Origin of the sequence: Mumia sp. zg.B53, assembly GCF_019550935.1 — a bacterium.
In the GTDB taxonomy this organism is placed as follows: Bacteria; Actinomycetota; Actinomycetes; order Propionibacteriales; family Nocardioidaceae; genus Mumia.
On record NZ_JAHWCK010000004.1, the window covers coordinates 162,993 to 189,119 of the forward strand.

28 protein-coding genes are annotated in these 26,127 nt (G+C 70.5%); 16 read left to right on the top strand and 12 right to left on the bottom strand.

Annotated features, from left to right (window positions below; genetic code table 11):
* Positions 1-3: 3 nt before the first annotated feature.
* Entirely contained in the window at positions 4-1,440 is a 1,437-nt protein-coding gene (locus KV102_RS15040) for a M1 family metallopeptidase (RefSeq protein ID WP_220346762.1), read from the top strand.
* A 113-nt stretch (positions 1,441-1,553) separates the two neighbouring features.
* Entirely contained in the window at positions 1,554-2,309 is a 756-nt protein-coding gene (locus KV102_RS15045) for an SDR family oxidoreductase (protein ID WP_220346763.1), read from the top strand.
* A 153-nt stretch (positions 2,310-2,462) separates the two neighbouring features.
* Here KV102_RS15045 and KV102_RS15050 read toward each other — a convergent pair whose 3' ends face one another.
* From KV102_RS15050 to KV102_RS19645, 4 genes are all read right to left on the bottom strand, one after another.
* Complete coding sequence (locus KV102_RS15050) at positions 2,463-3,203, bottom strand: alpha/beta fold hydrolase (protein WP_220346764.1); 741 nt, start codon at positions 3,201-3,203, stop codon at positions 2,463-2,465.
* On the bottom strand, positions 3,200-4,084 hold the full coding sequence (locus KV102_RS15055; RefSeq protein ID WP_139106613.1) for a deoxyribonuclease IV: 885 nt from the start codon (positions 4,082-4,084) through the stop codon (positions 3,200-3,202). The genes KV102_RS15050 and KV102_RS15055 overlap by 4 nt, the downstream gene beginning before the upstream one ends.
* 9 nt (positions 4,085-4,093) lie before the next feature.
* Positions 4,094-5,161 (bottom strand): DUF2776 family protein, encoded by a 1,068-nt coding sequence (locus KV102_RS15060; protein ID WP_220341041.1) that lies wholly within the window; start codon positions 5,159-5,161, stop codon positions 4,094-4,096.
* A gap of 459 nt (positions 5,162-5,620) precedes the next feature.
* Complete coding sequence (locus KV102_RS19645; RefSeq protein ID WP_220346765.1) at positions 5,621-5,842, bottom strand: FAD-binding protein; 222 nt, start codon at positions 5,840-5,842, stop codon at positions 5,621-5,623.
* 98 nt (positions 5,843-5,940) lie between these two features.
* Between KV102_RS19645 and KV102_RS15070 the strand changes: the two genes are divergently transcribed.
* The 4 genes from KV102_RS15070 (at position 5,941) to KV102_RS15085 (ending at position 10,761) form a co-directional block, all read left to right on the top strand.
* On the top strand, positions 5,941-8,730 hold the full coding sequence (locus KV102_RS15070) for an AAA family ATPase (RefSeq protein WP_220346766.1): 2,790 nt from the start codon (positions 5,941-5,943) through the stop codon (positions 8,728-8,730).
* A gap of 115 nt (positions 8,731-8,845) precedes the next feature.
* Positions 8,846-9,484 (top strand): sigma factor, encoded by a 639-nt coding sequence (locus tag KV102_RS15075; RefSeq protein WP_220346767.1) that lies wholly within the window; start codon positions 8,846-8,848, stop codon positions 9,482-9,484.
* 78 nt (positions 9,485-9,562) lie between these two features.
* Positions 9,563-10,150, top strand: coding sequence for a hypothetical protein (locus KV102_RS15080; protein WP_220346768.1), 588 nt, complete (start codon positions 9,563-9,565; stop codon positions 10,148-10,150).
* 53 nt (positions 10,151-10,203) lie between these two features.
* Entirely contained in the window at positions 10,204-10,761 is a 558-nt protein-coding gene (locus tag KV102_RS15085; protein ID WP_220346769.1) for a TOPRIM nucleotidyl transferase/hydrolase domain-containing protein, read from the top strand.
* A 168-nt stretch (positions 10,762-10,929) separates the two neighbouring features.
* On the opposite strand, the gene KV102_RS15090 is transcribed toward KV102_RS15085, so the two are convergent.
* The gene (locus KV102_RS15090; RefSeq protein ID WP_220346770.1) at positions 10,930-11,361 is read right to left on the bottom strand and encodes a DUF1203 domain-containing protein; all 432 of its coding nucleotides are present in this window, start codon (positions 11,359-11,361) and stop codon (positions 10,930-10,932) included.
* A gap of 91 nt (positions 11,362-11,452) precedes the next feature.
* Positions 11,453-12,511, bottom strand: coding sequence for a saccharopine dehydrogenase NADP-binding domain-containing protein (locus KV102_RS15095; protein ID WP_220346771.1), 1,059 nt, complete (start codon positions 12,509-12,511; stop codon positions 11,453-11,455).
* 71 nt (positions 12,512-12,582) lie between these two features.
* Between KV102_RS15095 and KV102_RS15100 the strand changes: the two genes are divergently transcribed.
* Together KV102_RS15100 and KV102_RS15105 are read left to right on the top strand one after the other, a co-directional pair.
* Positions 12,583-13,542, top strand: a complete 960-nt coding sequence (locus tag KV102_RS15100; protein ID WP_220346772.1) for a GlxA family transcriptional regulator — start codon at positions 12,583-12,585, stop codon at positions 13,540-13,542.
* 54 nt (positions 13,543-13,596) lie between these two features.
* Entirely contained in the window at positions 13,597-14,208 is a 612-nt protein-coding gene (locus KV102_RS15105; protein ID WP_308290346.1) for a GyrI-like domain-containing protein, read from the top strand.
* Here KV102_RS15105 and KV102_RS15110 read toward each other — a convergent pair.
* Positions 14,190-14,753, bottom strand: coding sequence for a TetR family transcriptional regulator C-terminal domain-containing protein (locus tag KV102_RS15110; RefSeq protein ID WP_308290347.1), 564 nt, complete (start codon positions 14,751-14,753; stop codon positions 14,190-14,192). The two genes, KV102_RS15105 and KV102_RS15110, sit on opposite strands and share 19 nt — an antisense overlap.
* A 167-nt stretch (positions 14,754-14,920) precedes the next feature.
* On the opposite strand from KV102_RS15110, the gene KV102_RS15115 reads away from it, so the two are divergent.
* The 3 genes from KV102_RS15115 to KV102_RS15125 all read left to right on the top strand — a co-directional run bounded on the left by KV102_RS15115 (position 14,921) and on the right by KV102_RS15125 (position 16,366).
* Complete coding sequence (locus KV102_RS15115; RefSeq protein ID WP_220346773.1) at positions 14,921-15,595, top strand: GNAT family N-acetyltransferase; 675 nt, start codon at positions 14,921-14,923, stop codon at positions 15,593-15,595.
* Positions 15,588-15,878, top strand: coding sequence for a helix-turn-helix transcriptional regulator (locus KV102_RS15120; protein WP_308290348.1), 291 nt, complete (start codon positions 15,588-15,590; stop codon positions 15,876-15,878). Before KV102_RS15115 ends, KV102_RS15120 begins: the two co-directional genes overlap by 8 nt.
* Before the next feature lie 80 nt (positions 15,879-15,958).
* Positions 15,959-16,366 (top strand): VOC family protein, encoded by a 408-nt coding sequence (locus KV102_RS15125; protein ID WP_220341053.1) that lies wholly within the window; start codon positions 15,959-15,961, stop codon positions 16,364-16,366.
* A gap of 36 nt (positions 16,367-16,402) precedes the next feature.
* Here KV102_RS15125 and KV102_RS15130 read toward each other — a convergent pair whose 3' ends face one another.
* Positions 16,403-16,843, bottom strand: a complete 441-nt coding sequence (locus KV102_RS15130) for a peptidoglycan-binding protein (RefSeq protein ID WP_220346774.1) — start codon at positions 16,841-16,843, stop codon at positions 16,403-16,405.
* 186 nt (positions 16,844-17,029) lie between these two features.
* On the opposite strand from KV102_RS15130, the gene KV102_RS15135 reads away from it, so the two are divergent.
* Positions 17,030-18,007 carry a helix-turn-helix transcriptional regulator gene (locus KV102_RS15135; RefSeq protein WP_220341055.1) on the top strand — a complete coding sequence of 326 codons (978 nt, stop codon included), beginning with the start codon at positions 17,030-17,032 and terminating at the stop codon, positions 18,005-18,007.
* A 15-nt stretch (positions 18,008-18,022) separates the two neighbouring features.
* Here the strand turns inward: KV102_RS15135 and KV102_RS15140 are convergent, their stop codons facing one another.
* The 4 genes from KV102_RS15140 to KV102_RS15155 form a co-directional block, all read right to left on the bottom strand.
* Positions 18,023-18,730 carry a GAF and ANTAR domain-containing protein gene (locus tag KV102_RS15140; RefSeq protein ID WP_220341056.1) on the bottom strand — a complete coding sequence of 236 codons (708 nt, stop codon included), beginning with the start codon at positions 18,728-18,730 and terminating at the stop codon, positions 18,023-18,025.
* Positions 18,731-18,814: 84 nt separating this feature from the next.
* Positions 18,815-19,774: a manganese catalase family protein gene (locus KV102_RS15145; protein ID WP_220341057.1), complete on the bottom strand. Its 960-nt coding sequence runs from the start codon at positions 19,772-19,774 to the stop codon at positions 18,815-18,817.
* A gap of 211 nt (positions 19,775-19,985) precedes the next feature.
* Positions 19,986-20,867: an RNA polymerase sigma-70 factor gene (locus tag KV102_RS15150; RefSeq protein ID WP_220346775.1), complete on the bottom strand. Its 882-nt coding sequence runs from the start codon at positions 20,865-20,867 to the stop codon at positions 19,986-19,988.
* A 2-nt stretch (positions 20,868-20,869) separates the two neighbouring features.
* Positions 20,870-21,469 (bottom strand): carboxymuconolactone decarboxylase family protein, encoded by a 600-nt coding sequence (locus KV102_RS15155; protein ID WP_220341059.1) that lies wholly within the window; start codon positions 21,467-21,469, stop codon positions 20,870-20,872.
* Between the two features lie 234 nt (positions 21,470-21,703).
* Between KV102_RS15155 and KV102_RS15160 the strand changes: the two genes are divergently transcribed.
* From KV102_RS15160 to KV102_RS15175, 4 genes are all read left to right on the top strand, one after another.
* Positions 21,704-21,961: a hypothetical protein gene (locus tag KV102_RS15160; protein WP_255559275.1), complete on the top strand. Its 258-nt coding sequence runs from the start codon at positions 21,704-21,706 to the stop codon at positions 21,959-21,961.
* On the top strand, positions 21,958-23,226 hold the full coding sequence (locus KV102_RS15165) for a cupin domain-containing protein (RefSeq protein ID WP_220346776.1): 1,269 nt from the start codon (positions 21,958-21,960) through the stop codon (positions 23,224-23,226). Before KV102_RS15160 ends, KV102_RS15165 begins: the two co-directional genes overlap by 4 nt.
* Positions 23,216-24,151 (top strand): sucrase ferredoxin, encoded by a 936-nt coding sequence (locus KV102_RS15170; RefSeq protein WP_220346777.1) that lies wholly within the window; start codon positions 23,216-23,218, stop codon positions 24,149-24,151. The genes KV102_RS15165 and KV102_RS15170 overlap by 11 nt, the downstream gene beginning before the upstream one ends.
* Positions 24,152-24,251: 100 nt before the next feature.
* Positions 24,252-26,114, top strand: a complete 1,863-nt coding sequence (locus KV102_RS15175; RefSeq protein WP_220346778.1) for a glycoside hydrolase family 3 protein — start codon at positions 24,252-24,254, stop codon at positions 26,112-26,114.
* Positions 26,115-26,127: the final 13 nt, after the last annotated feature.

Genomic DNA, 26,127 nt, shown 5'->3' on the forward strand with positions numbered 1-26,127 from the left:
CCCATGAGTCCTTTGCGCCACACCCTCCCCGTCGCCACCGCTCTCGTCCTCGGCCTGACCGGTGCCGCCCTCGGCTCCTCGGCGAGTGCCGCCCCGGCCGCCCGGCCCCCCGTCGTCGGGCAGCCTGGCGGGTCCTGGGCCGGTGACCCCTACTTCCCGGCCATGGGCGCGACGGGATACGACGCGCTGACCTACCACCTCGACCTCGACTACGACCCGGTCGACGCGACGAGCGGCACCCTGGACGCGACCGCCCAGCTCACGCTTCGGCCCACCACGACGCTGTCGTCGTTCAACCTCGATCTGCGCGGGCTCGACGTCTCGTCGGTCAGCGTCAACGGTCGACGCGCCGGCTTCACCCACGAGGACGGCGAGCTGACGGTGACGCCGCGGCGACCGTTGCGCAAGCACGTCCGGGCGGTCGTGCGCATCTCGTACGGCGGGACGACCGGGCGTCCGGTCGACGCCGAGGGCTCCCTGTACGGGTGGGTCTCGACCGCCGACGGTGCGATGGTCGTCAACGAGCCCGATGGCGCCCCGACGTGGTTCCCGGTCAACGACGACCCCAACGACAAGGCGATCTACACGTTCAGCATCACGGTGCCCAAGGGCAAGGCAGCCGTCGCCAACGGCGTCCAGATCGGCAAGCCGAAGACACGTGCCGGGCGCACGACCTACCGGTGGTTCGAGTCGAGCCCGATGGCCAGCTACCTCACTACGGCGACGATCGGCGACTTCGACATCACGACCACCCGCGGCCCTCGCGGCATCCCGATCATCAACGCGATCGATCGCGACGTGACGCCGGCCAACCGCGCCACCAGCGAGGCGTCGCTGGCCAAGCAGGCCGACATGATCGCGTTCTTCAGCGACCACTTCGGGCGCTACCCCTTCGCGTCGGCCGGCGCGATCGTCGACGACGACTCGGTCGGCTACGCGCTCGAGACCCAGTCGCGCGCGATCTACTCCCGCTCGGCGAGCGAGGGCACGGTGGCGCACGAGATCGCCCACCAGTGGTACGGCAACGCGGTCTCGCCCCACCGTTGGTCCGACATCTGGCTCAACGAGGGGTTCGCGACCTACGCCGCGTGGATGTGGGGCGAGCACACCGGCGGTCGTACGGTCGAGGCGCGCGCGGCCGCGGTCTACGCGACCCCGGCGACCTCCGGTCTCTGGACGACGGTGATGGCAGACCCGGGCCCGCTGAACCTGTTCGCCGGAGCCGTCTACGACCGGGGAGCGCTGACGCTGCACGAGCTGAAGCAGAAGATCGGCGACGACGACTTCGCCAGGCTTCTGAAGGCATGGGCGCGTGGCTCCCGCTACGGCAACGCGACGACGAGCGACCTGGTCGCGCTGGCGGAGTCGATCTCGGGCCAGGACCTGAGCGCGTTCTTCGAGACGTGGGCCTATACGCCGGAGAAGCCCACCACCTGGTGACGCCGGGCACCTCCGCAGGAGGGGCGAGAGGGCGTTGTCACAGACGGGCCTGCTGTCAGGTCACTACGTCGAGGGGCAACGCCCTCCGTCAACCGAGCCAGAGAGGTGCAGTCATGAAGGTCACCATCATCGGTGGAACCGGCCTGATCGGATCCAAGATCGTCGAGAGGCTCCGGGCACACGGCCACGAGGCCGTCCCCGCCGCGCTCCAGACGGGCGTCAACACACTCACCAACGAAGGAGTCGACGCCGCGCTCGTCGGCGCCGACGCGGTCGTCGACGTCTCCAACTCGCCGTCGTTCGCCGACGACGACGTCATGAGCTTCTTCGTCACCTCGACGACCAACCTCGTCGGGGCTGCGAAGCGGGCGGGGGTGGGGCACTACGTCGCGCTGTCCGTCGTCGGCGACGACCGCCTTCCCGCGAGCGGCTACCTGCGTGCCAAGGTCGCGCAGGAGAAGCTCATCCAGGAGTCGGGCATCCCGTACTCGATCGTCCGTGCGACCCAGTTCTTCGAGTTCGTCCCGGCCATCGCGGATGCGTCGACGGTCGATGGCGTGATCCACCTCCCACCGGCGCACTTCCAGCCGATGGCCGCGGACGACGTCGCCGCGACCGTCGGTCGTACGGCGGTCGGACCACCCGTGGAGGGCGTCCGCGAGATCGGCGGCCCGGAGAAGGTGCGGATGAGCGAGTTCATCTCCGACGCGCTCCAGCAGACCGGGGACGACCGTGAGGTCGTCGCCGACGAGCACGCGACCTACTTCGGCACCGAGGTCGCCGACGACAGCCTCGTCCCGGCCGACGGTGCCGAGCTGGGCGCCACCACCTACCGCGCCTGGGCCGACGCTCGCAGCGTCTCGGCCTGAGACGCAGAGGACGCCGGTGACCAGATGCGCTCCGGTCACCGGCGTCCTTGCACGCTCAGGCGACGCCGGCGACGGAGCACTCGTCGAGTGCCTCGACGATGGTGTCGGTGACGGCTGCAGGCCGAGACAGGCTCACCGCGTGCGACGCCCCGCTCAGCTGGGTGATGCTGCGGGCCTCCGCCCGAGCGGCTTGGTGGCGCAGGGCGGCAGCGACTCGCCGAGCGAGCTGCCCGGGTACGTCGTCGACAGCTCGAGCGCACTCTCTCCGTGGTCCGGCGCGAACGCGGCCACGTCCACGAGTCCGAGGACGGCGGGATCCGCCGAGGTGGCCTCGGTGATGACGACGCCGGCGTAGGAGTGCCCGACCAGCAGGACGGGGCGGTCGAGGCCGGTCACGACGTCACGCACGTACGCGGCATCGCCGCTCACGCTTCGCAGCGGATTGGCCGCGGCCACGACCTCCACGTCCCGGGCGTGGAGCATCTCGATCACGGGGTACCAGCTCGCCGACTCGGCGAAGGCGCCGTGGACCAGCACGACGGCCGGTGTGTGGTCGCTCCGCAGTTCGAGCTGGAGGTCGGTGGACCCGTCGTCGCGGGCGCGCAGGTAGACGTCCATGACGTCGGGCGCCGCCGTAGACGAGACCGAGCACCACGGCGCGACGCAGGCCGTCCCCGCGGATGGCGAGCACGGTCCTCGCCGCAGGAGGAACAGGGCAGCGGCGGCGATCGCGAACCGTACGGCGAGGAAGTCGACCGGCGGGACGACCTCGACGAGGTCCTTGATGAGGAAGAACGTGGACCCCCACGCTGCCGTGACGGCGAGCAGCGCGGCTGCGGCGAGGACCCCGTACGAGCGGGGCGCCAGCTCCATGGCGCTGTCGGCGGCGCTCACTGCGGGCGGAGCGAGGCCAGGAGCGCCAGGTCCTCGCGCCACGCGTCGGCGCCGCCTGGGGTCTCGAGGACGAACGGCACACCTACGGTGGCCGGGTGCGCGAGCATCGCGGCGAACGCGTCCTTGCCGAGGTGCCCGACGCCGATCCGCTCGTGGCGGTCCTTGAAGCTGCCGCGGACGTCCTTGGAGTCGTTGGCGTGGACGAGGGCGAGTCGGCCGGGACCGGCGACCTCCACGAGACGCTCGAGGGTCGCGGCGACTCCCGTGGGCTCGTCCAGCGGTTCGCCGGCGGCGAAGGCGTGGCAGGTGTCGAGGCAGATCCCCACGCGAGGGTGGCGTTCGAGCGCCTCGAGGTACGGCTCCAGGTCGTCGACCTTCGCGCACAGCGAGCGCCCCTGCCCCGCGGTCGGCTCGAGCAGCAGTCGAGGCCCCTCCTCGGGGAGGGCGTCGAGCAGCGGGAGCAGACCTTCGCGGACCTGCGCGAGCGCGGCGTCGTACGCGCCGTCGTCGACGCACGAGCCGGTGTGGACCACGAGCCCGCGTGCCCCGATCGCGTGCGTACGGGCCAGGTTGTGGGCCACGCTCGCCACAGACTTCTCGTACGTGGCGGGGTTCGGGCTGCCGAGGTTCACGAGGTACGGGGCGTGGACGAACGCAGGCACGCCCTCGGCCTCGCAGAGTGCGCGGAACGCGGCGTCCTGCGCCGGGTCGCCCGCGGACGCGGCCCATCCGCGGGGGTTGCCGGTGAAGACCTGCAGCGTGTCGCCACCGAGATCGCGCATGGCGCGCCAGGCACCCTTCGCCAGGCCCGGACCGACGGGGACGTGCGCCCCCAACGGGTTGCGGGCATGCGTCGGCGGAGGGGTGGCAGGGGAGGGCACGGCCGCATTCTAGGGCGCCTGGCCGGAGGTCCCGCTCTCGAGGATGCTGACGATCGAGTACAGCGAGAAGGCGACCGCCCCGAGGCCGACGAGGACGCGGGCAGCGATGAAGAGGTTCGTGTCGTCGACCGCCGCCTGGAACACGAAGGCCGCGAGGAACAGGCACGCGAGGGCGGTCGTCACCGGGATCAGAGGGACCCGGTTGGCGAGGTCGAACGTCCGGCGCCAGACGAGCGAGAGGAGGCCGACCTTGCTGAGGATGCTGTAGCAGACGAGGCCGAGGCCGATCATCACGAACCCCGGCGTCAGGGCGTACGGCTCGTCGTTCACCAGCAGCACCACGACGCCCCAGACCAGGCTCACGGTGCCCATCGCCACCACGAGCCACGGCCAGAGGATCCGCTCGCGGGCGACGTACTTGTTCTCGATCTGGCGGACGATGCTGACGACCAGGCCGACGAGGCTCGTGCAGATGCACGCAAGCCCGGCCATGACATGACCGACGGTGAAGCGAGCCGGGGTCGTCGACCCGAAGAGGTTCGCGAGGGCGAACCCCCACGCCACCGCGGCGAGGACGATCGGGACCGCGACCAGCAGCGGGGCGGTCGGGCGGCCGAACGCCTCCGGCCGTACGTGGTGGTCACCCACCTCGAAGCTCGAGTTCTCCGGGATGAGGGTGAACTTGGTCGACGCCGTGGCCACGGTCGCGACGCATCCGCTGATCAGGCCCAGGCCAAAGACCACGTGCCCCGCCACGTACTCCTGGCTCTGGGCCGTGCCCGATGCTCCGGCGAACAGCGTCACCCCGTACGAGGCCGTTCCGGCCGCTACCGCGTAGCCGAGAACGGGGTAGAGGACGCGGTCGAGCGCGGTGAACCGCTGAAGGAGCTGTCTGATGATCGTCGCCGCCGTGCAGAACAGGCACAGGCAGATGGCGGCCAGGAACGTCACCACGTGTCCCGCGACGAAGTTGTCGGCCACATCGCCGGCGTTCCACACGTAGAGCCCGAAGCCGAGGCACAGCGCCATCATCGCGACCGGGATCGCGCGGAAGACGACGCTCTCGACGTAGCTCACAGCTTCTGAGCCTAGGGCCGGCCCTACCCGGCCGCGAGCCGATCGGCGCTGGATCAGACGATGCGCAGGACGATCGTCGAGCCCGGGGGTGCCTCGTCGCCGCTTCCGGGGGACTGCCGGGACACCGTCCGTCCTGGGATCGCGGGGGGAGAGCCGAGGAAGGCCCTCGTGAAGAAGTCCTCGAGCACCGGGCCAGGTCGTGTTCGTGTCACGCAAGCGCGGGCGTCGGCACCTTCGTAGAAGTAGGGAGCCGATGATCGAGGAGGGACGACGCATGGGGGCGCCAACCGGGAGGGACGGTCGTGAGTACCGCGACGCCCATGCCGGCGGTGTGCATGTACTGCGGGCTCGGAGCAGAGCACGACGGCGAGGAGCTCGAACCGTCACTCGACGCTCCCGGCCGATACCAGCACGAGACGTGCAACTACATCGTCGACCGCGCCCACTACTACGCCCTCGCTAGAAAACCCGAGGAGGACCACGCCGCAGCCATCCGGGCCCGCTACCGGGCTCATCCAAGCCACCGGCCGCCAACGAGGTGTGCGCATCGGCGACGGGTCGCTTGCCCAGCGCCAGCACCGCCACACCGGCCTCGGCGACCTCGATCGCCGCGCGCAGGCCGGACCCTCCCGTCCCGACGACAAGGACAGACGTGGCGAGCTGGTTCTCTCGTGGCACCACGGTCGCTCCTCGATAGAATGCAGGCCTACGTCGACCCGACCGAGCAGCGTCGCGATCTGTGACACCGGCATTGCGGAGCGTTCCTGCAGGAGCCGCCCATGAGCGCCACCCCCCGCACGCAGCTGCTCGGGCGTCGGCGAGAGGCAGAGATCCTGTGCGACCTCGTCGATCGGACGCGACACGGCGCCGCCGCTGTCTGCGTCGTCCGGGGCGAGGCGGGCATCGGCAAGTCGACGCTCCTCGACCACGTCGCCGTCCACGCCTCTGACCTCACCGTGGTCCGGGCGCAGGGCGTCCAGGCCGACATGGACCTCGCTTTCGCCGGCGTCCATCAGCTGTGCGCGCCGTTCCTCGGACAGCTCGGCGACCTCCCCAGCCCTCAGCGCGACGCGCTCCAGGTCGCCTTCGGGTTGGTGGACGGACAGGCGCCCGACCGCTTCTTGGTCGGTCTCGCGGTGCTGAGCCTGCTCACGGCATCGGCTGACGCGCGGCCGCTCGTGGTGATCGTCGACGACGCCCAGTGGCTGGACCGGGTCTCACTCCAGACACTCGAGTTCGTGTCGCGTCGTCTGCTGGCCGAGCCGGTGGCCGTCGTCTTCGCCGTGCGGCACTCCGAGGGTGAGCCGGTCCTCGCCGACCTCCCGTCGTTGGAGGTGGGCGGGCTGGATGACCACGCGGCGCGGCAGCTGTTGGCCTCGGCGGTGCACGGACCGATCGACGACCAGGTCCGCGACCGGATCGTGGCGGAGACCCACGGCAACCCGCTCGCGCTGCTGGAGCTGCCGCGGGGCCGCAGTGCCGCCGACCTCGCGTACGGCTTCGAGATCGGGGACGCAGGATCGGTGTCGACGAGAGTCGAGCGCGACTACGCGCAGAGGCTGGCGGGCCTGCCGCGGCCGACTCGGCTGCTGCTGCTCCTCGCCGCGGCGGATCCGGTCGGTGACGCGAGCCTTCTCGCGCGGGCCGCCGGGCACCTCGGCATCACCGCGGACGCAGCGCCGGCGAAGGCCGCCGGCCTGCTCGAGTTCGGGGAGTCGGTCCGGTTCCGACACCCGTTGGCACGCTCGGCCGTCTACCGCGACGCGCTCCCTGACGAACTGCGCCAGGTCCACCGCGCGTTGTCGCTGGCCACCGACCCGGTCCAGGACCCCGACCGGCGTGCCTGGCACGCCGCGAAGGCCGGCTCCGGCCCGGACGAGGAGGTCGCGGCCGCTCTCGAGAGCTCCGCAGAACGCGCTCGGCTCAGGGGCGGCATGGCCGCTGAGGCCGCGCTCCTCGACCAGGCAGCGCGGTCGACACCGGATCCGCGACGGCGTGGGCGACGCGCGTTGGCCGCGGGGGAGGCGTACGTCGCTGCAGCGTCGCCCGACGCCGCGTCCGAGCTGGCCGGCGTCGCCGTGCTGTGCCCGTTGAGCGCGCAGGACCAGGCGCGGCTCGTACGCCTGCGGGCGCGTGTCCTCTTCGCCCGCAGCCGCAGCGACGAGGCCGCACCACTGCTCCTGGACGCAGCCGCCGCCTTCGCGAGCGAAGGGTCACCCCTCGCGCGCGAGACCTACCTGGAGGCGATCAGCGCCACCGTGTTCTCCGGTCGGGTCCACGGGCCCGCGGGTGCTCAGGCTGCGGCGATCGCCGCACGTGAGTACGTGACCGGCGTTGTCGGCGCGCCGTCATCACCGCCTGCCCCGTCAGACCTGCTGCTGGAGGGGGTCACCACCCTGCTCGCCGACGGGCTTCCCGAAGGGGCGCCGCTGCTGCGACGAGCGCTCGGGCCGTTCGCGGACGAGGAACCAACCGACAGGGGGGCGACCCAGCGGTGGTTGGCGCTGGCCCCTGTGGCGCAGGAGACCTACGTCCACCAGCTGTGGGACTTCGCGGCGTGGACGACGCTGGCGGCCCGGATGGTGCGCGTCGCGCGAGACGTCGGCGCACTCGGCGTGCTGCCCCAAGCACTGCAGTTCGAAGCCGGGGTGCACCTCCACCGCGGCGATCTCGCCGCTGCCGCGCGCCTGATCGCGGAGGGTGACGCGATCAGCAGGGCGACCGGCTCCGCGCGGCTGACGTACGCGGCGCTCGTGCTCGCGGCCTGGCGGGGTGAGGAGGCTGATGCCACACGCATCCTCGACGAGGCACGCGAGAGCGCGACCGTCCGCGGCGAGGTCTCGCTCCTCGGAGTCAGCGGACATGTCGAAGGGGTCCTCTACAACGGGCTCGCCCGCTACGACCGAGCGCTGGACGGAGCCCGCGCAGGGATCGAGCACGACGGCTTCAACTTCACCGGCTGGGCGCTGGCCGAGCACGTCGAGGCGGCCGTCCGGTGTGGCGAGGAGGACCTCGCCGCGGAGTCGCTCCGTCGCCTGACCGAGCGGACTGCTCGGGTCGGCACCGGGTGGGCCCAGGGCATGCGAGCACGCTGCGAGGCCCTGCTGCGGGCCGGGGAGGAGGCGGACCGTCTGTACGAGGCAGCGCTGGAGCACCTGCGGGGCGAGGGCATCACGGTTCAGGTCGCCCGCACGCACCTTCTCTACGGCGAGTGGCTCCGGCGTACGAAGAGGCGAGCGCTGGCGCGCGAGCACCTTCGTGCCGCGCACGAGCTGTTGCATGCGATGGGAGCCGACGCCTTCGCGGAGCGGGCCCGCCGCGAGCTCCGCGCGACGGGGGAGAGAGCCCGTCCCCGCGACGACCGCCGAGACGACCCCCTCACACCCCAGGAGTCGCAGATCGCCGCGCTCGCGGCGGAGGGGATGACCAACCCGGAGATCGGCGCCGAGCTCTATCTGAGCCCGCACACCGTCGAGTGGCACCTGCGCAAGGTGTTCGCGAAGCTCGGGATCGGCTCACGGCGTCATCTGCGCGACGCGCTGACGTCGGGGACGGCCGCTCGTCCGTAGGCGCGCGACCACGCACCGGACCACGGATCTCCGGGGCGCGGGGCACGGGGCGACGACCGGAGGCTGGATCTCCCAGGCACTCGGGTGCCGTCGGTCCGGTCCCACAGGAGCCCGCATGTCCCCACACGACCTCGACGCCGCCCTCCAGACCTTTCTCTGTCACCGCACGCACCTCTTCCGGGTCGCCTACCGCATCGTCCGCGACGTCGCCGGCGCCGAGGACGTCGTCCAGGACGCGTGGCTCCGCTGGCAGCGCACCGACCCTGCAAAGGTCACGAACCCCGCTGCCTTCCTCTCGACGACCACCACCCGCCTCGCGATCAACGTGATCCAGTCGGCCCACGACCGGCACGAGAGGTCAGGCAGCCCGGCCGTGCTCGGGCTCGCCGACCCCGCCCAAGACCCGTCGGGGCACGTCGAGCGCGCCAGTGAGGTCGAGCAGGTCCTTCACCTCCTGCTGGAGCGGTTGACCGCGGCCGAGCTGGCCGCGTACGTCCTCCGCAAGGGTTTCGACTACCCCTACGCGACGATCGCCCGGCTGCTCGAGACCACCGCCGCGAACGCTCGGCAGCTGAGTCGTCGAGGGCAGGAGCACCTCTCGAGCGACCGTGCGCGTCGAGTCGACGCCGATGCTCACGGTCACCTCCTCCAGGCGTTCTTCGCGGCCTCGCGTACCGGTGACCTGGGGTCCCTGGAGCGGCTGCTCACCGAGGGCACGCGTGTGCCGTCCCGGTTCGCTGACGTGGCCGCCTAGTCCGGACCTGCCGCAGAGAGCGGTGCGGGCGTGCGGCACCATCGGTGCACCACCCCTTCTCTTGATGGCGAGACGGCGTTGAACGACCACGAGACGCGGCGCGAGACGCCGCGCCGAGCTGCGCTGGCGGTCGGTGTGGTGGTGGCCGTCGCCGCTGCGTCGATCGGAGCGCTCGCGTTCGTGACCGGCGGAGCCCCGGTCGAGGACGTCGAGGGAGACGGCTCGGCCGCGGCCGTTGCTCGCGTTGCCGGCCCGGGCAGGCTGACGCTCTCGGTCGGCCCGCTCTGCGCCGACGCAAACGGGGCCGTCGACGTTCTCGCCGTTGCGGCCGCCGGTCGTGCCCGGGGGTTGGCAGTGACCGACTTCGGCTTCGTGGCTCCCGTGCGAGCCGCCAACGGCGACAGTGGGGTGGTGGTCGACGAGAATGCCTCGCTGCACGAGAACCTCGATGGCCGGCCGGTCACGACGCGGTTGTCTGCGCCGTGCAGCGGGGGCGCAGGCAGCCCTCCGGAGCTGGTCGTGGAGCTCCGCAAGACCTTGAAGGGGATCGCTCGGACGCGCGGGTTCGACATCACGTACCGGGCAGGTGGTCGCAAGCACCAGATCTTCGTCCCGTACGGCCTTCGGGTGTGTGAGCCGACAGGGAAGTGCGACACGACGGCCTGAGGCGTCGACCCGGACGACCCCGCTCCTGACGCCGGCGTGGCTATCGTCAGTCCATGCCGCGCAGGCTGCTGCTGGTCGAGGGCGAGAGCGACGAGGTCGCCGTGCGGGCGGTCGCGCGTCGACGGGGAACCGACCTCGCGGGCGCCGGGGTGGCCGTCGTGGCGATGGGCGGGGTGACCAACCTCGGCCGCCATCTCGACTCCGTCGATGATGCCGAGCTGGTCGCTGTCCTCCACGACGTCCGCGAGTCCCCGTACGTCGAGCGGACCCTCGCCCGTCACCAGGCCATCCCGACCGCGAGGTTCGTCTGTGACCTCGACCTCGAGGACGAGCTGATCCGTAGCCTCGGCGTGCCGCGGGTCCTCGAGGTGATCGAGTCGGCGGGCGACCTCGGCGCGTGGCGCACGCTGACCCGACAACGGTTCCACCGAGACAGGCCGGAGGACCAGGTGCTTCGGCGCTTCCTCGGCACGACGAGTGGACGAAAGGCAAGGTACGCGCGGCTGCTCGTCGACGCGCTCGACCTCGACCGGGTGCCGCGCCCTCTCGTCGATGCCCTCACGGCAGTTGGTGCGTCATCCCTCTCGCCGGGGGAGAGTCCCCTGTCTTGACTCGAACCGTTCCAGCTCCCTGCCACGATCCGTGGCTACCTCACCGCGCACGAGCCGGTGCCCCGACGCCGCGCTCCGTGCGTTCACCCCCAGATCGACCACCTCCTGCGCCCAGCTCACGTACACGACCGAGCTCGTCGGCGGTCAGCGCGTGGACGACGATCCGAGTCACGCCGCCGGGTGGACTGCGAACATGTAGCAGCCGTAGACCGTGTTGCGGACGTGCAGAAAAGCGACGTCTGGCTCCGCCAACAACCGCTCGGCCACAGCCTCTTGACCGGTGCGCGGCTCGACGATCTCACCACCAACTATCTGCCCACGCTGGTCGTACGCCCGGAAGACCACCGTCCTTGAGCGGAAGTCGTCCGGATAGCCGGGATACTGCGGCCCCTCGCAACCGTCGGCGTGTACGAAGACCGGCCCGGTCTCGGCGTACACACCTTGCGGGCCGGGCGGGGTCACGGCGCCCAGACGCACTCGCTCGCCGACTCGACTGTTGCGCAGGCAACAGCGCAGCTGAGCACCACCTTCGGTGTCGAGCCAGTCCCTGGCGTGCGTGATCGAGACGGAGGCGGGCAGCGCGTGAATTGACATGCTCATAGACAGATCTTTGTCAGCCACCGCACTGCATGCTGGCGGTTATCGGACGTCGTGATCCCGGTGCGGAGGTGGACGGGATCGCGGTGCTGGTTCAGGAGCGCGCGGCAGCAGCGGACGGTTGAGCGCGGCGGACGTCCCGCCGCAGGGTCAGCACGTCAGGCGTGAGCGCCCGCAGGAAGTCCTCGGCGTCGAACACCTCACCCGGTGCGACGGCACCTGCACGGGAAGCGCGGCCGTCGAGCAGTCGAGCCGTTGCCTCGACGATCACCGGTGCCGTGGCGGCGTAGATGTCCCGGCCACTGGCTGACATCCGGTGCGTCTGCGTCCCCGCCTGCGCGACGACGTCGACCACGAACTGCTGGGACGAACGGCCGCGGTCATCGATCGTCGGGGGAGGAGGGGTCTCTGGATCGCGGATGTCGGTGAGTGCCGACGCGCTGAGGTAGGAGTCGAGCCGGTCGACGGGCAGGTGCCGCGCGATGAGGACCGGCTCCGAGAACGGGACGGCGACGACGGCCTGCTCGCCCAGCCCCGGGAAGTCCCACGGGTCGGGCGGCGGGGACTCGCCGAGTGGTGCCAGCCGTCCGTCGACGATGGTCCGTCGAGGTACGGTGTTGCGGCTCCCTGTGAGTCGTGTGCCGGTTGTCGGCCACCAACGGTCGAGCCCGACCGCGACCGTGAGCGCGGCCGGCTCTGTCAACCCGTCGAGGATGGACGTCGCGAGCAGGTCGGCGAGGCCGCCGTAGAACGCCATCGCGGGGATGACCGCGACCCCCGCCTCCTCTGCATCGAGAGCGCGCGCGGCGTACACGGCTTCGACGGCAGGCTGTTCGGCGGTGACGTCGAGGTAGTGGGCTCCCGCGGCAACCGCAGCACCCGACACGATCACGCCCGTGTCGAGGAACGGGCCGGCGACGTTGATGACGGCAGCCGCGCCAGCCACCGCCGTACGCAGCGCATCGGGATCGTCCACCCGCGCCGGGCGGATCTCCAGGTCGCGCCGCCCGTCGGTCATCGCTGCGAGTCGCGTCTCGTCACGGCCGGAGAGGATCGGAGTGAGGCCGCGTCGAAGGAGCTCGTCGACGACGAAGCGGCCGGTGTGACCGTACGCGCCGTACACGACGACGGGACCGGGGGAGGAGGACGTCATGTCCCCATCCCATCGCGAGCCACCGCTGAACAGCCAGTGTCCGAACCGACGCCTGTCGTACAGTTTGCGACATGGTCACCGTGGGGCTGGCTCTGCACGCTGACGCGATGCTGTACGAGACGGCGATCGCCGCCGAGGTCTTCGGCGTCGACCGGTCGGACCTCTCGGGCGACGGCGCGTGGTACTCCCTCGTCGTCGCCACCCCCGACGGCACACCCGCGCCGTGGCTCGGCGATGCGCCGACCGTGGGGTACGACGCGCTGACAGGGGTCGACCTCGTCATCGTCCCGTCGACGAACCACCTCGACGCCGCGCCCGACCCGACCCTGGTGGACGCGCTGCGGGCGGCTCATGCGCGAGGGGCGCGCATCGCGTCGTTGTGCACCGGCGCCTTCGTCGTCGCCGCGACCGGACTGCTCGACGGGCGTGAGGCCGCGACGCACTGGATGCACGTCGCTGAGCTCGAGCGCCTCTATCCGGCCGTACGCGCGCGTGCCGACGTGCTCTACGTCGATGACGGGCAGGTCCTCACCTCCGCCGGCAAGACGGCCGCCCTCGACCTGTGCCTGCATCTGGTCCGCTCCGACTTCGGCAGCGCCGCCGCCAACGGGCTCGCGCGGCGCCTGGTCGTGGCGGCGCAACGACCGGGCGGGCAGGCACAGTTCATCGCGGCACCCGTGAGCCCGACCGGGCCGGACTGCGTGGGTGCTGCCCTGGACTGGGCCCGCGAACACCTCGACCAGCCGCTCACGGTCACCGACCTGGCACGCGAGGCCGGACTCGGCGCACGCCAGCTGACGCGCCGGATGAGCACCGCGACCGGGCTGACGCCTCTGAGGTGGCTCCACCGCGAACGCGTGCTCCGCGCCCAGGAGCTGCTCGAGCGCACCGACGCGTCGGTGGAGCAGATCGCCACCCGGTGCGGCCTCGGCACGGCCACCACGTTGCGTCGGCACTTCGTCCGTACGGTCGGTGTCAGTCCCACCACCTACCGCGCGACGTTTCGCGGTGAGCTGACCCGCAGCCACTAGGGTCGTCTGCACGCCGGAGGGGCCGGTCGTTCACGGGGCGCGGGGGAGCGGACAGTGTCGAGCTACGACATCAAGAAGGAACGCAAGGACCTCTACGCGCCCAAGGCTGACGACTTCGTCGTCGTCGACGTCCCCGAGATGTCGTTCCTCATGATCGACGGACACGGTGACCCCAACACCTCGCCCGCCTATCGAGAGGCGGTCGAAGCGCTCTACACGACGTCGTACGGCGCCCGGTCGATCGCGAAGACGCGACTGGACCGGGTACACACGGTGGCGCCGCTCGAAGGACTCTGGACCGCCGACGACCTGTCGGTGTTCCAGACGCGGGACAAGAGTGCGTGGGACTGGACGATGATGATCGCTCAGCCGGACTGGATCACCGGCGACATCGTCGACGAGGCGTTGGCCGTGGCGAGCAAGAAGGGACTACCGGCGCTGCGTCTGCTCAGGTTCGAAGGATACGACGAGGGCCGGAGCGTGCAGATTCTCCATCGAGGCTCGTACGACGACGAGGGTCCGACCCTGAGACGCCTCCACGAGGAGTTCCTTCCCGCGCACGGGCTGCGTCCGTCCGGACGCCACCACGAGATCTACCTCTCCGATCCCCGCAGGACGGACTCGTCCGCGCTGCGGACGATCTTGCGTCAGCCCGTCGTCGGGTGACCGTGGGCGGCCAAGCGCAGGCGGTCGCGGATGGCGCGTCGGGCGCGGTCGTAGGACGTGTCGCCGCGGTCGAACAGGGAGTCGAGGTTGGCGCCGTCGAGGAACGCGTTCAGCTCGAAGACGAGCTGGTCGATTGATTCGGCGGCATCGAGCTCGCCGAGGGCCTGGGCCTCCATCAGCGACCGCTCGATGAGCTGAAGCCACTCGTAGTGCGCCGTGGTCAGGGCGTCACGCACCGCGCCGTCGCGGGCGGCGTACTCGGTGCTCGTCCTGGCGAAGAAACAACCGCCCGGAAAGACGCGTTCGCGCGAGTAGTCGAGCCATGCGGCGAGGAGGGCCGACACCCGCCCGAGGCCGGGGGTCGTCTCGAGCGCCGGGCGGACCACGGTGTCGAAATAGATCCGCTTCGCTGCCCGGATGGTGGCGAGCTGGAGCTGCTCCTTCGCGCCGAACAGGGCGAACAGGCCGCTCTTGCTCATCGAGAGCTCCGTGGCCAGGCGCCCGATGGAGAGTCCGTCGAGGCCCTCGACGGAGGCCACATCCACGGCACGACGGAGCACTGCCCGCCGCGTCGCATTGCCGCGGCGCACCCTCCCGTCGGGATGGTCGCCGAGAGTGGTCTCCGTCTCCATATCTCCTCGAACTTAGCGCAGAGCCACAGCCTAACAAATGATACGATCGTTCGTATTGTCTTTGCTTTTCGGGGGGTTTTATGACAGCGACGGTCGAGCCGAGCGACGTGGAGCTCCGTGCGGGTTCCCTCGACGACCTCGAGGCGATGGAAGCCTTCCTGCTCGCTCTGTCGCCAGACACCTCATATCGGCGCTTTCTCACCGGCTTCGGACCCCAGACACCACCGGCCCTCGCGAAGCATCTGCTCCGGCCCGGTGCCGTGGGCGGTTCGGTGCTCGCCTTCCGCGGCGCCGCTGTCGTCGGACATGCCATGTGGGCACCGATCGCGACGAGCACGGGCGACGGCGAACCGGCCGGCGGCGGGTTGACGGCCGAGGTCGCGGTGGTGGTCGCCGACTCCGACCAGGGCAGAGGTCTCGGCTCCCGCCTGATCGACGCCGTCGTCCACGACGTCCCGAGCGAGGACTTCTCCGCCGTCCAGGCCGTCGTCAGTGCCGAGAACCGCATCGCGCGGCGGATGATCCTCGCGCGGGTGAGCGACCCCGCCTACGTGCGCAACGGTGCGGAGATCACCGTCACGGCAGAGGTGGGTCAGATCGCGACGAGCGCGGCCGACGGGGCTGTACCGTCGGGAGGTGCCACCGCAGAGCCCGCAGACCCTCGCGCACCTTCGTCGTGCTCGCGACCTGATGGACGCCGACTACGCGCGTGCGCTCGACGTGCCAGCGATGGCCAGACGCGCGTGCATGTCTGACGCGCACTTCAGCCGCGAGTTCAAACGCGCGTACGGCGAGACGCCGTACGGCTACCTGATGACACGACGTGTGGAGCGCGCGATGGCGCTGCTGCGCGCCGGCGTCAGCGTGACGGATGCCTGCATGGCCGTCGGCGCCTCCTCGCTCGGATCCTTCAGCTCGACGTTCACGCGCATCGTGGGAGAGACGCCCAGCGCCTATCGCGCGCGGCCCCACGACGCGGTCGAGGCGATGCCTCCCTGCATCGCGCGTCTGCTCACGCGCCCTGTGCCCCTTCGCTGAGGACGGGGGAGGGCCGAGGACAGGGCAGCTCAGCAGGATCGGAGAAGCCTCGGCGTCGCCGCGTCCGTAGCGTGAGGCGCATGGACATCAGAGCGAAGTACTTCCCGATCACGGTGGACGACGTCGACGCCGCGATCGGCTTCTATCGCGACGCGCTCGGCCTCGAGGTGGTCAACGACGTCGAGTCCGACGGTCACCGGTGGGTGAGCCTCGGCTTCCCCGGCCAGCAGGGTGTCACCGTCGTCCTCTCCGACCCGGGAGCGGGACGGTCCGAGGACGACGGCGACTCCCTGCACCGTCTCGTCGCCAAGGGCTCCGGTCCGGGCCCTTACGTGTTCAGCACGAGCGATCTGGACGCCCTCTTCGACAAGGTCAGCTCGAGCGGCGTCGACGTCTTGCAGGAGCCGATGGACCAGCCATGGGGTCCACGGGACTGCGCGTTCCGTGATCCGGCCGGCAACCTGATCCGGGTCGACCAGCTGACCTGAACACGGTGATGGCGGCACCGCCTAGCGCGTCGGTCACTAGAGCCTTCGGCAGACGTTAGGGTCCTGGTCGCCCTCCCACACGTCTTGTCGGTGCAGCATCTTGTCCCTGGTCGCCGGTCCGTACACGCCGTCAGCCGTGATCTTTGCGATCTGCTGGACCCGCTTGACCGCGGCCTTGGTCGCCGGGCCGTAGTTGCCGTCGACGGCGATCTTGAGGACCGCTTCCCCCCGGCCTCGGTAACACCAGTTGATCGAGTTCTGGAGAGTGCGGACCGCTGCAGAGGCGTAGCCCTGCTGGAGGTGGCAATGGTCATCGCCGCTGCTCGTCGCGGGTATGGCGACGATGTTGCCGGTGCTGGCCACTGCCAGTCCCTTGTGGGTGCAGCCGGGACTGGCCGAGGCCGGCGCGCCCGACGTGACCAGCAGGCCGGCGGTGAGCCCGACGGCGGCCAAGGCCGAGTAGATCTTCCTCTTCATGTGTTTCCCCCTGGTGATGCTGATGGACGCCGTGGCGCGTCGACGTGCTGCGTGCACGGCGCCTCGGCGAAGGGATCGTGTCATCCGGCCGCACCAGAACGACAGGCATTTCGACGAGCATCGAAATAGGCAGCGCTGACCTACCCGTGTGCGAGCCTGTGGGAGGTCTGACAAGGGGGGAAGCCAGTGCTGCGCATTCACTTCAGCGAGCACGATCTCGCTCTCACGAGCGTTGCTGCCGCGCCCGATCCCATGTGGGAGATCGCGTCCAGCCTCCACCGGTTCCAGACTCGTGGGGGCCGCTGGCTGCACGAGAGGTGGTACGAGGATGCGTTGCGCAACCTGCGCGACACCGGCCTCGGACGCGCGGTTCGTTCGATGCTGCTGCCGTTGTTTCCGCTCGCCCGCTACTACCCCGACTTCCTCACGCCGGGAAGGGCGGCGGAGGGTCTCGATGCCGGGCTGGACGCGATCCTCGAATCGCCCGAGCATCGCGTCGCCGAGCAGATCGCGCGGGTGGATCCGAGCCGGGGCGCCGGTTCACCGCTGAGCACGCTGGCCGAGCCCCGTTCGCGCTCGACCCTGACCGATGCCCTGCGTGCCTACCACGCCACGGTGATCTCGCCGGTCACCGGTCAGATGGAGAGCCTGTTCGAGAGCGAGCGAGCACTGCGCGCCCGGCAGCTGCTGGACGGGGGTGTGGACGGACTGCTCCGGGGCCTCGGTCCGTCATTCGTCTGGCATGCACCGGTGCTCGGTGTGGTCGACCACGTGGACGACCGCGACGTCTATCTCGAGGGTCGCGGGCTCCGCCTCGTCCCTTCGTACTTCTGCTGGCGGCAACCGGTCACCCTCAGGGATCCCCACCTGCCGCAGGTCCTCGTCTACCCCGTGTCGCGAACCGCCGCGGACCTCGTCGCCGTGTCCCCTGAGCGGGCCCTCGCCGCCCTCATCGGAGGCAGTCGCGCGACGGCGCTCGCCGCCTGTGCTGTCGGTGCCACCACCTCCGAGCTTGCCGCTCGGGTGGGCGTGTCGGCCGCGACCGTCAGCTATCACACCCGCACCTTGCGCGAGGCCGGGCTGATCACCAGCCGCCGCGACGGCGACTCGGTGCTGCACACCCTGACCCGACTCGGCGGGGACCTTCTGCGCGAGACCTCGTGAGAGGTCTGGCCAGCGCTAGCCGGCCGCCGTGTGCTGCTCGGGGATCCGCCGGGTGGTGACGATGTGCTCGGCAACCGCGAGGAGCCGGGTGTTCGTGATGCTGGAGACTCGCTGCAGGAATCGGAACGCTCGCGAGTCGTCGAGCCCGTACCTCTCCATGACGATGCCCATCGCCTGGCCGATAACCGTGCGGCTGTTCACCGACCGTCCGAGGTTGTCGATCTGGCGGGACGAGGCGAGGGCGACGGCGATGTGGGCGGCCATGGCCAGGCCCACGATCTGGTCATGGCCGTCGAACGCGTCGGCGCGCTCGGCATACATGTTGAGCGCGCCGTAGTCGGTGGCGGTGGTGAACAGCTGGAAGGAGAGGGCACTTCCGAAGCCCAGGTCACGGTTGACCCGTTGACTCCAGCGCGGCCACCGCGCCTCGTCGGCCAGATTGGGCACGAGCGTGGTCTCGTGGTGGGCGATGGTATCGAGGCACGGCCCCTCACCGGCGTCGTACTGGAGCTGGTCCGCCTCTGCCGCCCGCGACCCGATGGTGTTGAGGGTCTCGATGCGGCCCCCGCGTCGGATCAGGCTGACGGCCGCCTCGTCGCACCCCGAGATGATGTCGACCGCCATCTTGAGAGCATGGTCAAGGGTCTCGCTCTCGTCGCCTTGTTCTTTGAGCGAACGCGCCAGTTCGACGAACCGGTCTTCGGGATCCTGCTGACGTGGCATTCACACATGATAAAGCGAGACGTCGGAGTGGTCAGGCTGGCACACGGCAGCCCCGCCGCGGTGCGACGGGGCCGCTGCGTAGTCCTAGGCCTTGGTCGTGGGCCCGAAGAGCGGGTCGGACGCCTCCGCCATCTCGATCTCCGCGGTGGCCTGGATCAGCGACAGGAGCTCGGGGTCGAGACCGGGCGAGAACTCTTCGAACCGCTCCTCGGCGATCGTCAGAGGGACCCCCATCGGCGCCTGCTCCGTGGCGTCGAGCTGCGTCCCGTCGTTCGACGGGGACATGCCCTGGAAGATGCGTCCGGCCTCCGAGGCACCCTCGAGATCGAACGTGTACTGCTTCGACTGGAGTCCGAGGTCCACCAGCTTCTTGACCTCCGGGTACCTCTCGGCGTTGGTCTTGGGGATCGGGAGGACCGATGCCCAGTTGACGCCGAGCGTCTCGAGAGCGCGCGCATAGGCGTTCTCGTGGGCCTGGTCGCGCACGATCAGGTACGAGATCGTCGAGCGCGCCGTCTTGTTGCTGGTCATCTCGTAGATCCGGCACTTCTGCAGGCGTCCGGTGGACTCGAGCATCAGGTTGTACAGGAGGTCGAGGACGAGGTTGCCCGAGTTGTAGACATAGCTTCCGGACCACGGATTGCCCGCGGCGTCGACCGGCAGGGCGCCCTGAGCGGCCACCAGGTAGTGGTGGATGTTGCTCTCGTGGAGCGCCGTGTCGAGAGGAGTCTTGCCCTTGGCGCCGGGCATGTCGAGCGGGTCGGTCTTCTTCCCGTTGTATCGGGGCGAGCCGTCGAGCAGGCGCGAGATCGTGGTGCCGATCAGCTCGACGTGGCTGATCTCCTCTGTCCCGATCCCCTGGAGGAGGTCCCGGTAGGGCTTCCCGTCCGGGCCGCGGAAGTTCATGCTCTGGAAGAGGTACTGCATCATCGTCCGCATCTCGCCGAACTGGCCGCCGAGCCCTTCTTGCAGCGCGTTGGCCGCTGCGGGGTCCGGCTCGTCCGGGATGATCTCGTTGATGAGTCGCTGAACGTGCAGATACATCGCTGCCTCCTGGCGAGCCCGCGCACCCCCGCTCCATGGATGGAGCGATCTGGTGAGGGCGTGCAAGGCTATGGAGGTACCCCCTACGCGCGCCGTCAACCTTCCTCAGGCTTCGCTTTTCTCGCGGTGACGGCGGCTCGGGCTCAACCTGCGGATCCCGCCGGGGATGGACCCGGCGACCGCGATGGAGAGGGACGCCCGTACGCCGGCCCTAGCGGCTCAGCGTCGCCACGACGTCGATCATGCCGAGCTTGGCCGGGTTGCGCACCAGGTAGATGCGGCTGATCCGACCGCCTTCGACGACGAAGCTGATCGCGGTGTCGAACCCGTCGGCGATGCCGACGACCCGAGCGCCGAGGGTGCCGTTGAACACGGTGGGCACGATCTCGGCCCCTGGTGCCAGACGTCTGAACGGCTTTAGGAGGTTGGCGACCTTCTTGGCGCCGGCCACCGGGTTGACCACGGCCTGAGCGACGCCGCCGCCGTCGGCCACGAGCACGACGTCCGGTGCCAGGGCATCGAGCAGCCCTTGCAGGTCGCCCTCCCACACCGCAGCGAGGAAGCGCTCGACCACCTGCCGTTGCTCGGCACGGCCGACCTCCATCCGGGGCCGCCGCGCTGCGACGTGCTCACGGGCACGGTGCCCGATCTGGCGTACGGCTGCCGGAGTCTTGCCGAGGGTCTCCGCGATCTCCCCGTACGGCGTCTCGAACACCTCGTGAAGCACGAACACCGCGCGCTCGGTCGGCGTCAGCGTCTCCAGGACGGTGAGCATGGCGATCGAGACGCTCTCGGCAAGCGTGACGTCGTCCGCCACGTCCGGCGTCGTGAGCAGCGGCTCGGGGAGCCACTCTCCGACGTACTCCTCACGCCGCCGTGCGTTCGCCCGGAGCCGGTCCAAGGCCTTGCGCGTCACCATCCGTACGAGGAACGGGCGCGGGTGGCGCACCTCCGCGCGGGCGTCGGCGCCGATCGAGTCCCACCGCAGCCAGGTGTCCTGGACGACGTCCTCGGCATCGGCCGCCGAGCCGAGCATCTCGTAGGCGATCGTGAAGAGGAGACCTCGGTTGGCGAGGAACGGGTCGTCGGACACCTTCACGACCCTACGGCCGTCGGTGGGGTTGTGGTCGGCCCTGCGAGAGGAGGGAGTCCGCACGCCGCAGCGAAACCGTCGGACTCGATACCGAGAGCGATGTTGCCTCGTGTCGTGAAGTTGGCGAAGGCGATGATGGCGGTCAGCTCGACGACGGCGGCCTCGCCGAGCTGCGCGACGAGCGACGCCACCATCTCGTCGGTCACCGTCGGCTCCGTCGTCGACATCGCCTCCGCGTACGCCAAGACCTCGCGCTCGAGCGGGGAGAAGACGTCGGACTCGCGCCACCGCGGGATCTCGCGCGCCTTCTCGATGTCGAGGTTCTTGTTGAAGGTCTCGAAGTAGTTGAAGTCCAGGCACCAGCTGCACCCCACCTGGGCGGCCACCGCCATGTGCGCGAACGACTTCAGCTGTTCGTCGCAGGCGTCCCACTTCTCGACCTTGGTACTGGCACCGCTCAGGGCCATCATGACCTTCTGGTTGTGCCAGTACACGCCGACCGACGCCGGCACCTGGCCGAGCTTCTTCTTCGCGAACCGCTTGATGACTGCGCCCTTGATGCCGGTGATCTCGGCGGGGGCGATGCGGGGTGATCCGTTCATGTCGACCTCCTGTGCGAGCGGGTATGACATGGAGACGCACACCGACCCCGGAACGTGACAGCGCACGATGATCCCGCTCGGATCGCACGTGACCTGAACCCGGGACCGATTCGCCGTAAGGTTTCGCCCACACGGCAAGAGGGCAAGACTGAGGTGGTGGAGTCCTCCGTGGCTCCCGGTCTCAGCACATCCGCACTCCGCCGGCGTGGTCGGCGTAGGCAGAAGGAGATCCACATGAGCGAACGCGATCCCGAGACAGAAGGCCCCGCGGACGGTGGCGCCGAGGGTGTCCCCGGTGTGCACGACGGTGGCGCGGACGGTGGTGCCGACAGCGGTGCCGAGGGTCCCGCCGACGGTGGCGCCGAGGGCGTTCCCGGTGTGCACGACGGTGGCGCGGACGGTGGTGCCGACAGCGGTGCCGAGGGTCCCGCCGACGGTGGCGCCGAGGGCGTTCCCGGTGTGCACGACGGTGGGGCAGACGGCAGCGCATGACAGCTGATCGGATCGGGGCGCCCCTCTCCGAGGGGCGCCCCGCTGTCGTTCCTGAGGCGGCGTGGGCGAGCCCGGTGGCACGCCTGCTGGGCAGGCCGCTGGAGGAGTTCGCGTCGACCTACTGGGGCCGTGAACCGCTCCTGGCGACGGCCGCCGAACGCGACGGCGGGTTCGAGGACCTGCTCGACGAGGACGCGGTCGACGCGCTCCTCTCCGAGCACGGTCTGCGTACGCCGTTCCTCCGGGTGGCGCGCGACGGGACGACGCTCCCGAACCGAGACTTCACCGCCGGGGCCGGCGTCGGTGCGGGCATCACCGACCAGGTCGACGACTCCCGCTTGAGCGCGCTCTTCGGCGACGGCGCGACGTTGGTGCTCCAGGGGCTGCACCGCACGTGGCCGCCGCTCGTACGCTTCGTCGCAGATCTGGCCGAGGAGCTCGGCCACCCCGTGCAGGCCAATGCATACGTCACCCCGCCGCAGGCGCAAGGGTTCGACGACCACTATGACGTTCACGACGTGTTCGTGCTGCAGGTCAGCGGTGAGAAGGAGTGGCGTATCCGCCCTCCGGTCCTCGAGGCGCCGCTGCGTGATCAGCCGTGGACGGAGCGCCGCGCCGCGGTCGCGCACGCCGCGCAGGAGCCGCCGCTGATCCGTACGGTCCTGCGGCCCGGCGACTGCCTCTATCTGCCCCGCGGATATCTGCACGCGGCCACCGCGCTCGGAGACGTCAGCACGCACCTCACGCTCGGCGTCCATGCCTGGACCCGGCACGCGCTCGCCGGTGAGGTCCTCCAATCGGTGCTCCGGTCGCTCACCGACGACCCCGCGATCCGCGCGTCCCTCGACGTCGGCGTCGATCTCGGGGACGAGCACGCGATCGGTGACGATCTCGACCTCGTACGCGACCGACTGGCCTCGGCGATCGCAGACCTCGACCGTGCCGCCGTCGCTCGTCGGCTCGAGGGTGCCTCGCGTCGCGCTGGCAGGCCCGCGCCCGTCGGCCCCGTCGCGCAGCTGCGAGCCTCTCAGCAGCTTCAGCCGGACGACGTGGTGACGTTGCGTGAGCACCTGCACGGAGAGCTGCGCCTGCGCGACAACGGTGACGCCGATCTTGTGAGCCGTGCGGGGACGGTCCGGCTCGATGCCGCGGACCTTCCTGCGGTCCGCGAGCTGCTGGTCTCGCGGGAGATCCCGGTCGGGACGCTCGGGATCGACCTCGCGCGCCGTCTGCTGGCACGGGCAGTCGTGGTCCGTGGCCGCTGATCCCGTGCCGACCGAGGCGCCGGTCGCCGAGCCGTTCCGTTGTGCGACGGCGGCGCGGCGACGTGAGGACCCGCTCGCGGCCACCGCGACTCCCGCGCGCCGCTGGCTCCTCGTCGAGCACCCCGGGCCGTGGCCGTTCAACGCCTTCGCGTCCGACGCGATCGAGCCGCACGTCCTGGCGGAGCTGGCTGCCGCGATCCGTCCCGCGAGGTCACGGCTGCTGATGATCCGCAGACCGGGACGTCAGGTGGTCGGTGCCGAGCGGCGCTGGGCCGTCCTGGACACCGAGCCGGGGCGCGAGCAGGTGTGGGGCACGTGGCGGGACAGCGCGGACCTCCGTGACGCCGCCGCCATCGTCGGCGAGCCGCTCCCGGAGGCGACGGGGCCGACGCCGACGACCCTCTTGGTGTGCACCCACGGCAGGCACGACGTCTGCTGCGCGGTCCGCGGTCGCCCCGTCGCGGCGGCTCTCGCCGAGCGCTGGCCCGAGGAGACGTGGGAGTGCTCGCACATCGGCGGCGACCGCTTCGCCGCCAACGTGATCGTGCTGCCCGGCGGCACGACGTACGGCAACCTCGATGCCGACAACGCCGTCGACATCGTCTCGTCCCACCTCACGGGCGCAGTCGTCCCGGCGTACCTGCGCGGTGTCGCGTCGGCGCCGCCGTACGGTCAGGCGGCGGTCATCGCGGCGTACGAGCGGTACGGGCCGTTGCCCGCCGAGGCGGTGCGCTTCGTCGACGGTCGTCAGGTCGGAGAGGGTCGGTGGATCGCCGACCTCGAGGTTGGCCAGGCGGGTCGAGCGGTGGCCCACGTGGTGGCCGAGGTCGAGGCGAGCGAACGACCTCCGACCCTCCTCACGTGCGTCGCGCACATGGAGACGTCGGCGAGGGCGTACACGGTGACGCGGATGGGCGAGGCCTAGGCGGACGCACAGCGCCGCTGTTTTTCGCCTTCCCAACCCGCCTCGCGCGGGTCTAGGGTGCGTGTGACCCTCGTCACAGGTCGGGAACCCGGAGGCTCACATGTCCGCTCGGTCCACATCCACCACTCGCCATGTCCGGACACCGCTCCGGCTGCTGGCGATCGGGCTGTCGCTGGCGCTGGTCGCCGCGTTCGGGCCACCTGCGGCCACGGCGAGCGGACCGGGACACTCCGGTGACGCGCCCTACCGCGGCAAGGTGATCTCGCAGCTGCGACACATGACACTGGAGCAGAAGGTCGGTCAGCTCTTCGTCATCGAGGTGGCCGGGCGCGACGCCGACAACCCGAGCGATGCCGCCAAGGCGATCAACCGGCGGATGTACGGCGTGGACACCCCCGCCCAGGCTGTCGCGAAGTACCAGCCCGGCGGCGTCATCTACTACACGACACGCAACAACGACGAGAACATCGGCGACCCTGCGCAGGTCGCGACGTTGTCCAACGGCCTTCAGCGTGCCGCGTTGTCCCTGCCGTCCCGCATCCCGCTGCAGATCTCGGTCGACCAGGAGGGCGGTGCACTCGTCGCCCGCTTCGGGCCTCCCGCGACCCAGATGCCCGGCAACATGGCGCTCGGTGCAGGCCGGTCGACACGAGATGCTCGACGCTCGGCCGAGGTCATCGGCACCGAGCTCGATGCCGTCGGGGTCACTCAGGACTACGCTCCCGTCGCCGACGTCAACGTCAACCCCAACAACCCGGTCATCGGGATCCGGTCGATCGGGTCCGACCCGGGGCTGGTCTCGCGTCTGGTCGCCGCCCAGGTCCGCGGCTACCGTGCCGGCGGGGTCTCCGCCGTCGCCAAGCACTTCCCGGGGCACGGCGACACCGCCAAGGACAGCCACTTCGGTCTCCCCGAGGTGACGCACGACCGAGCCGAGCTGGAAGCGATCGACCTCCCGCCGTTCCGGGCCGCGATCGACGCCGGGATCGAGTCGATCATGACGGCGCACATCGTCCTGCCGGCGATCGACCCCGGTGTGCCGGCGACCATGTCGCACAAGATCCTGACCGGTCTGCTGCGCGAGGAGCTCGGGTTCGACGGCCTCATCGTCACCGACGCGCTGGACATGCAGGGCGCCACCGCGACCTACCCGCCGGACGTCGCGCCCGTCCGCGCCTTCCTCGCGGGAGCCGACCAGCTGCTCGTGCCGCCGCAGATGGACACCGCCTACAACGCCGTGCTCGACGCCGTCCGCAGCGGCGAGATCAGCAAGCAGCGTCTCGACGAGTCGGTCTACCGCATCCTGCTGCACAAGCACCGCCGCGGGATCTTCGGTGACCCCTACGTCGACCCGGTGGCGGCCACCCACGTCGTCGGAGCCCCCGAGCACGTGGCCGACGCCCAGGCCATCACCGACCGGACGACCACCCTGGTCAAGAACGACGACGCGCTCCTGCCGCTCACGGCCGGACCTCGTCGGGTGCTCGTCGCCGGGTGGGGAGTCGGGACCACACAGACGATCGCGAACGCGGTCGCAGCACGGGGGGCGACCCCCCAGGTCCTGGAGTCGGGGACGACACCGACGGCCGCCGCGATCGCCAACGCCGTGACAGCAGCGCGAGCGTCCGACCTCGTGGTGGTGACCACCAACAACGCCTACGGCTTCAACCCGGACACCGGCCAGCCGACCGCGGCCGCGGTGGCGCAGACCGCGCTGGTCCGGGCGCTGCTGGCGACGGGGACGCCGGTCGTGGCCGTGGCGGTCCGCAACCCGTACGACGTCGCGTCGTTCCCCGCGGCGCCCACCGTGCTGGACACGTACGGGTACACCGCGCACCAGATGGACTCACTGGTCCGCGTCATGTTCGGCGAGCTCGAACCCACCGGGAAGCTTCCGGTCTCGATCCCGCGGGCGGACGGCACGGGCGACCTGTTCCCGTTCGGGCACGGGCTGGGCTACTGACGGGAGCGTCTGC

Excerpts from the sequence above, each read along its gene's own strand:
- KV102_RS15040 (WP_220346762.1), top strand. The coding sequence starts at position 4 with ATGAGTCCTTTGCGCCACACCCTCCCCGTCGCCACCGCTCTCGTCCTC.
- KV102_RS15045 (WP_220346763.1), top strand. The coding sequence starts at position 1,554 with ATGAAGGTCACCATCATCGGTGGAACCGGCCTGATCGGATCCAAGATC.
- KV102_RS15070 (WP_220346766.1), top strand. The coding sequence starts at position 5,941 with ATGAGCGCCACCCCCCGCACGCAGCTGCTCGGGCGTCGGCGAGAGGCA.
- KV102_RS15075 (WP_220346767.1), top strand. The coding sequence starts at position 8,846 with ATGTCCCCACACGACCTCGACGCCGCCCTCCAGACCTTTCTCTGTCAC.
- KV102_RS15085 (WP_220346769.1), top strand. The coding sequence starts at position 10,204 with ATGCCGCGCAGGCTGCTGCTGGTCGAGGGCGAGAGCGACGAGGTCGCC.
- KV102_RS15090 (WP_220346770.1), bottom strand. The coding sequence starts at position 11,361 with ATGAGCATGTCAATTCACGCGCTGCCCGCCTCCGTCTCGATCACGCAC.
- KV102_RS15095 (WP_220346771.1), bottom strand. The coding sequence starts at position 12,511 with ATGACGTCCTCCTCCCCCGGTCCCGTCGTCGTGTACGGCGCGTACGGT.
- KV102_RS15100 (WP_220346772.1), top strand. The coding sequence starts at position 12,583 with ATGGTCACCGTGGGGCTGGCTCTGCACGCTGACGCGATGCTGTACGAG.
- KV102_RS15115 (WP_220346773.1), top strand. The coding sequence starts at position 14,921 with ATGACAGCGACGGTCGAGCCGAGCGACGTGGAGCTCCGTGCGGGTTCC.
- KV102_RS15120 (WP_308290348.1), top strand. The coding sequence starts at position 15,588 with ATGTCTGACGCGCACTTCAGCCGCGAGTTCAAACGCGCGTACGGCGAG.
- KV102_RS15125 (WP_220341053.1), top strand. The coding sequence starts at position 15,959 with ATGGACATCAGAGCGAAGTACTTCCCGATCACGGTGGACGACGTCGAC.
- KV102_RS15130 (WP_220346774.1), bottom strand. The coding sequence starts at position 16,843 with ATGAAGAGGAAGATCTACTCGGCCTTGGCCGCCGTCGGGCTCACCGCC.
- KV102_RS15140 (WP_220341056.1), bottom strand. The coding sequence starts at position 18,730 with ATGCCACGTCAGCAGGATCCCGAAGACCGGTTCGTCGAACTGGCGCGT.
- KV102_RS15145 (WP_220341057.1), bottom strand. The coding sequence starts at position 19,774 with ATGTATCTGCACGTTCAGCGACTCATCAACGAGATCATCCCGGACGAG.
- KV102_RS15155 (WP_220341059.1), bottom strand. The coding sequence starts at position 21,469 with ATGAACGGATCACCCCGCATCGCCCCCGCCGAGATCACCGGCATCAAG.
- KV102_RS15160 (WP_255559275.1), top strand. The coding sequence starts at position 21,704 with ATGAGCGAACGCGATCCCGAGACAGAAGGCCCCGCGGACGGTGGCGCC.
- KV102_RS15165 (WP_220346776.1), top strand. The coding sequence starts at position 21,958 with ATGACAGCTGATCGGATCGGGGCGCCCCTCTCCGAGGGGCGCCCCGCT.
- KV102_RS15175 (WP_220346778.1), top strand. The coding sequence starts at position 24,252 with ATGTCCGCTCGGTCCACATCCACCACTCGCCATGTCCGGACACCGCTC.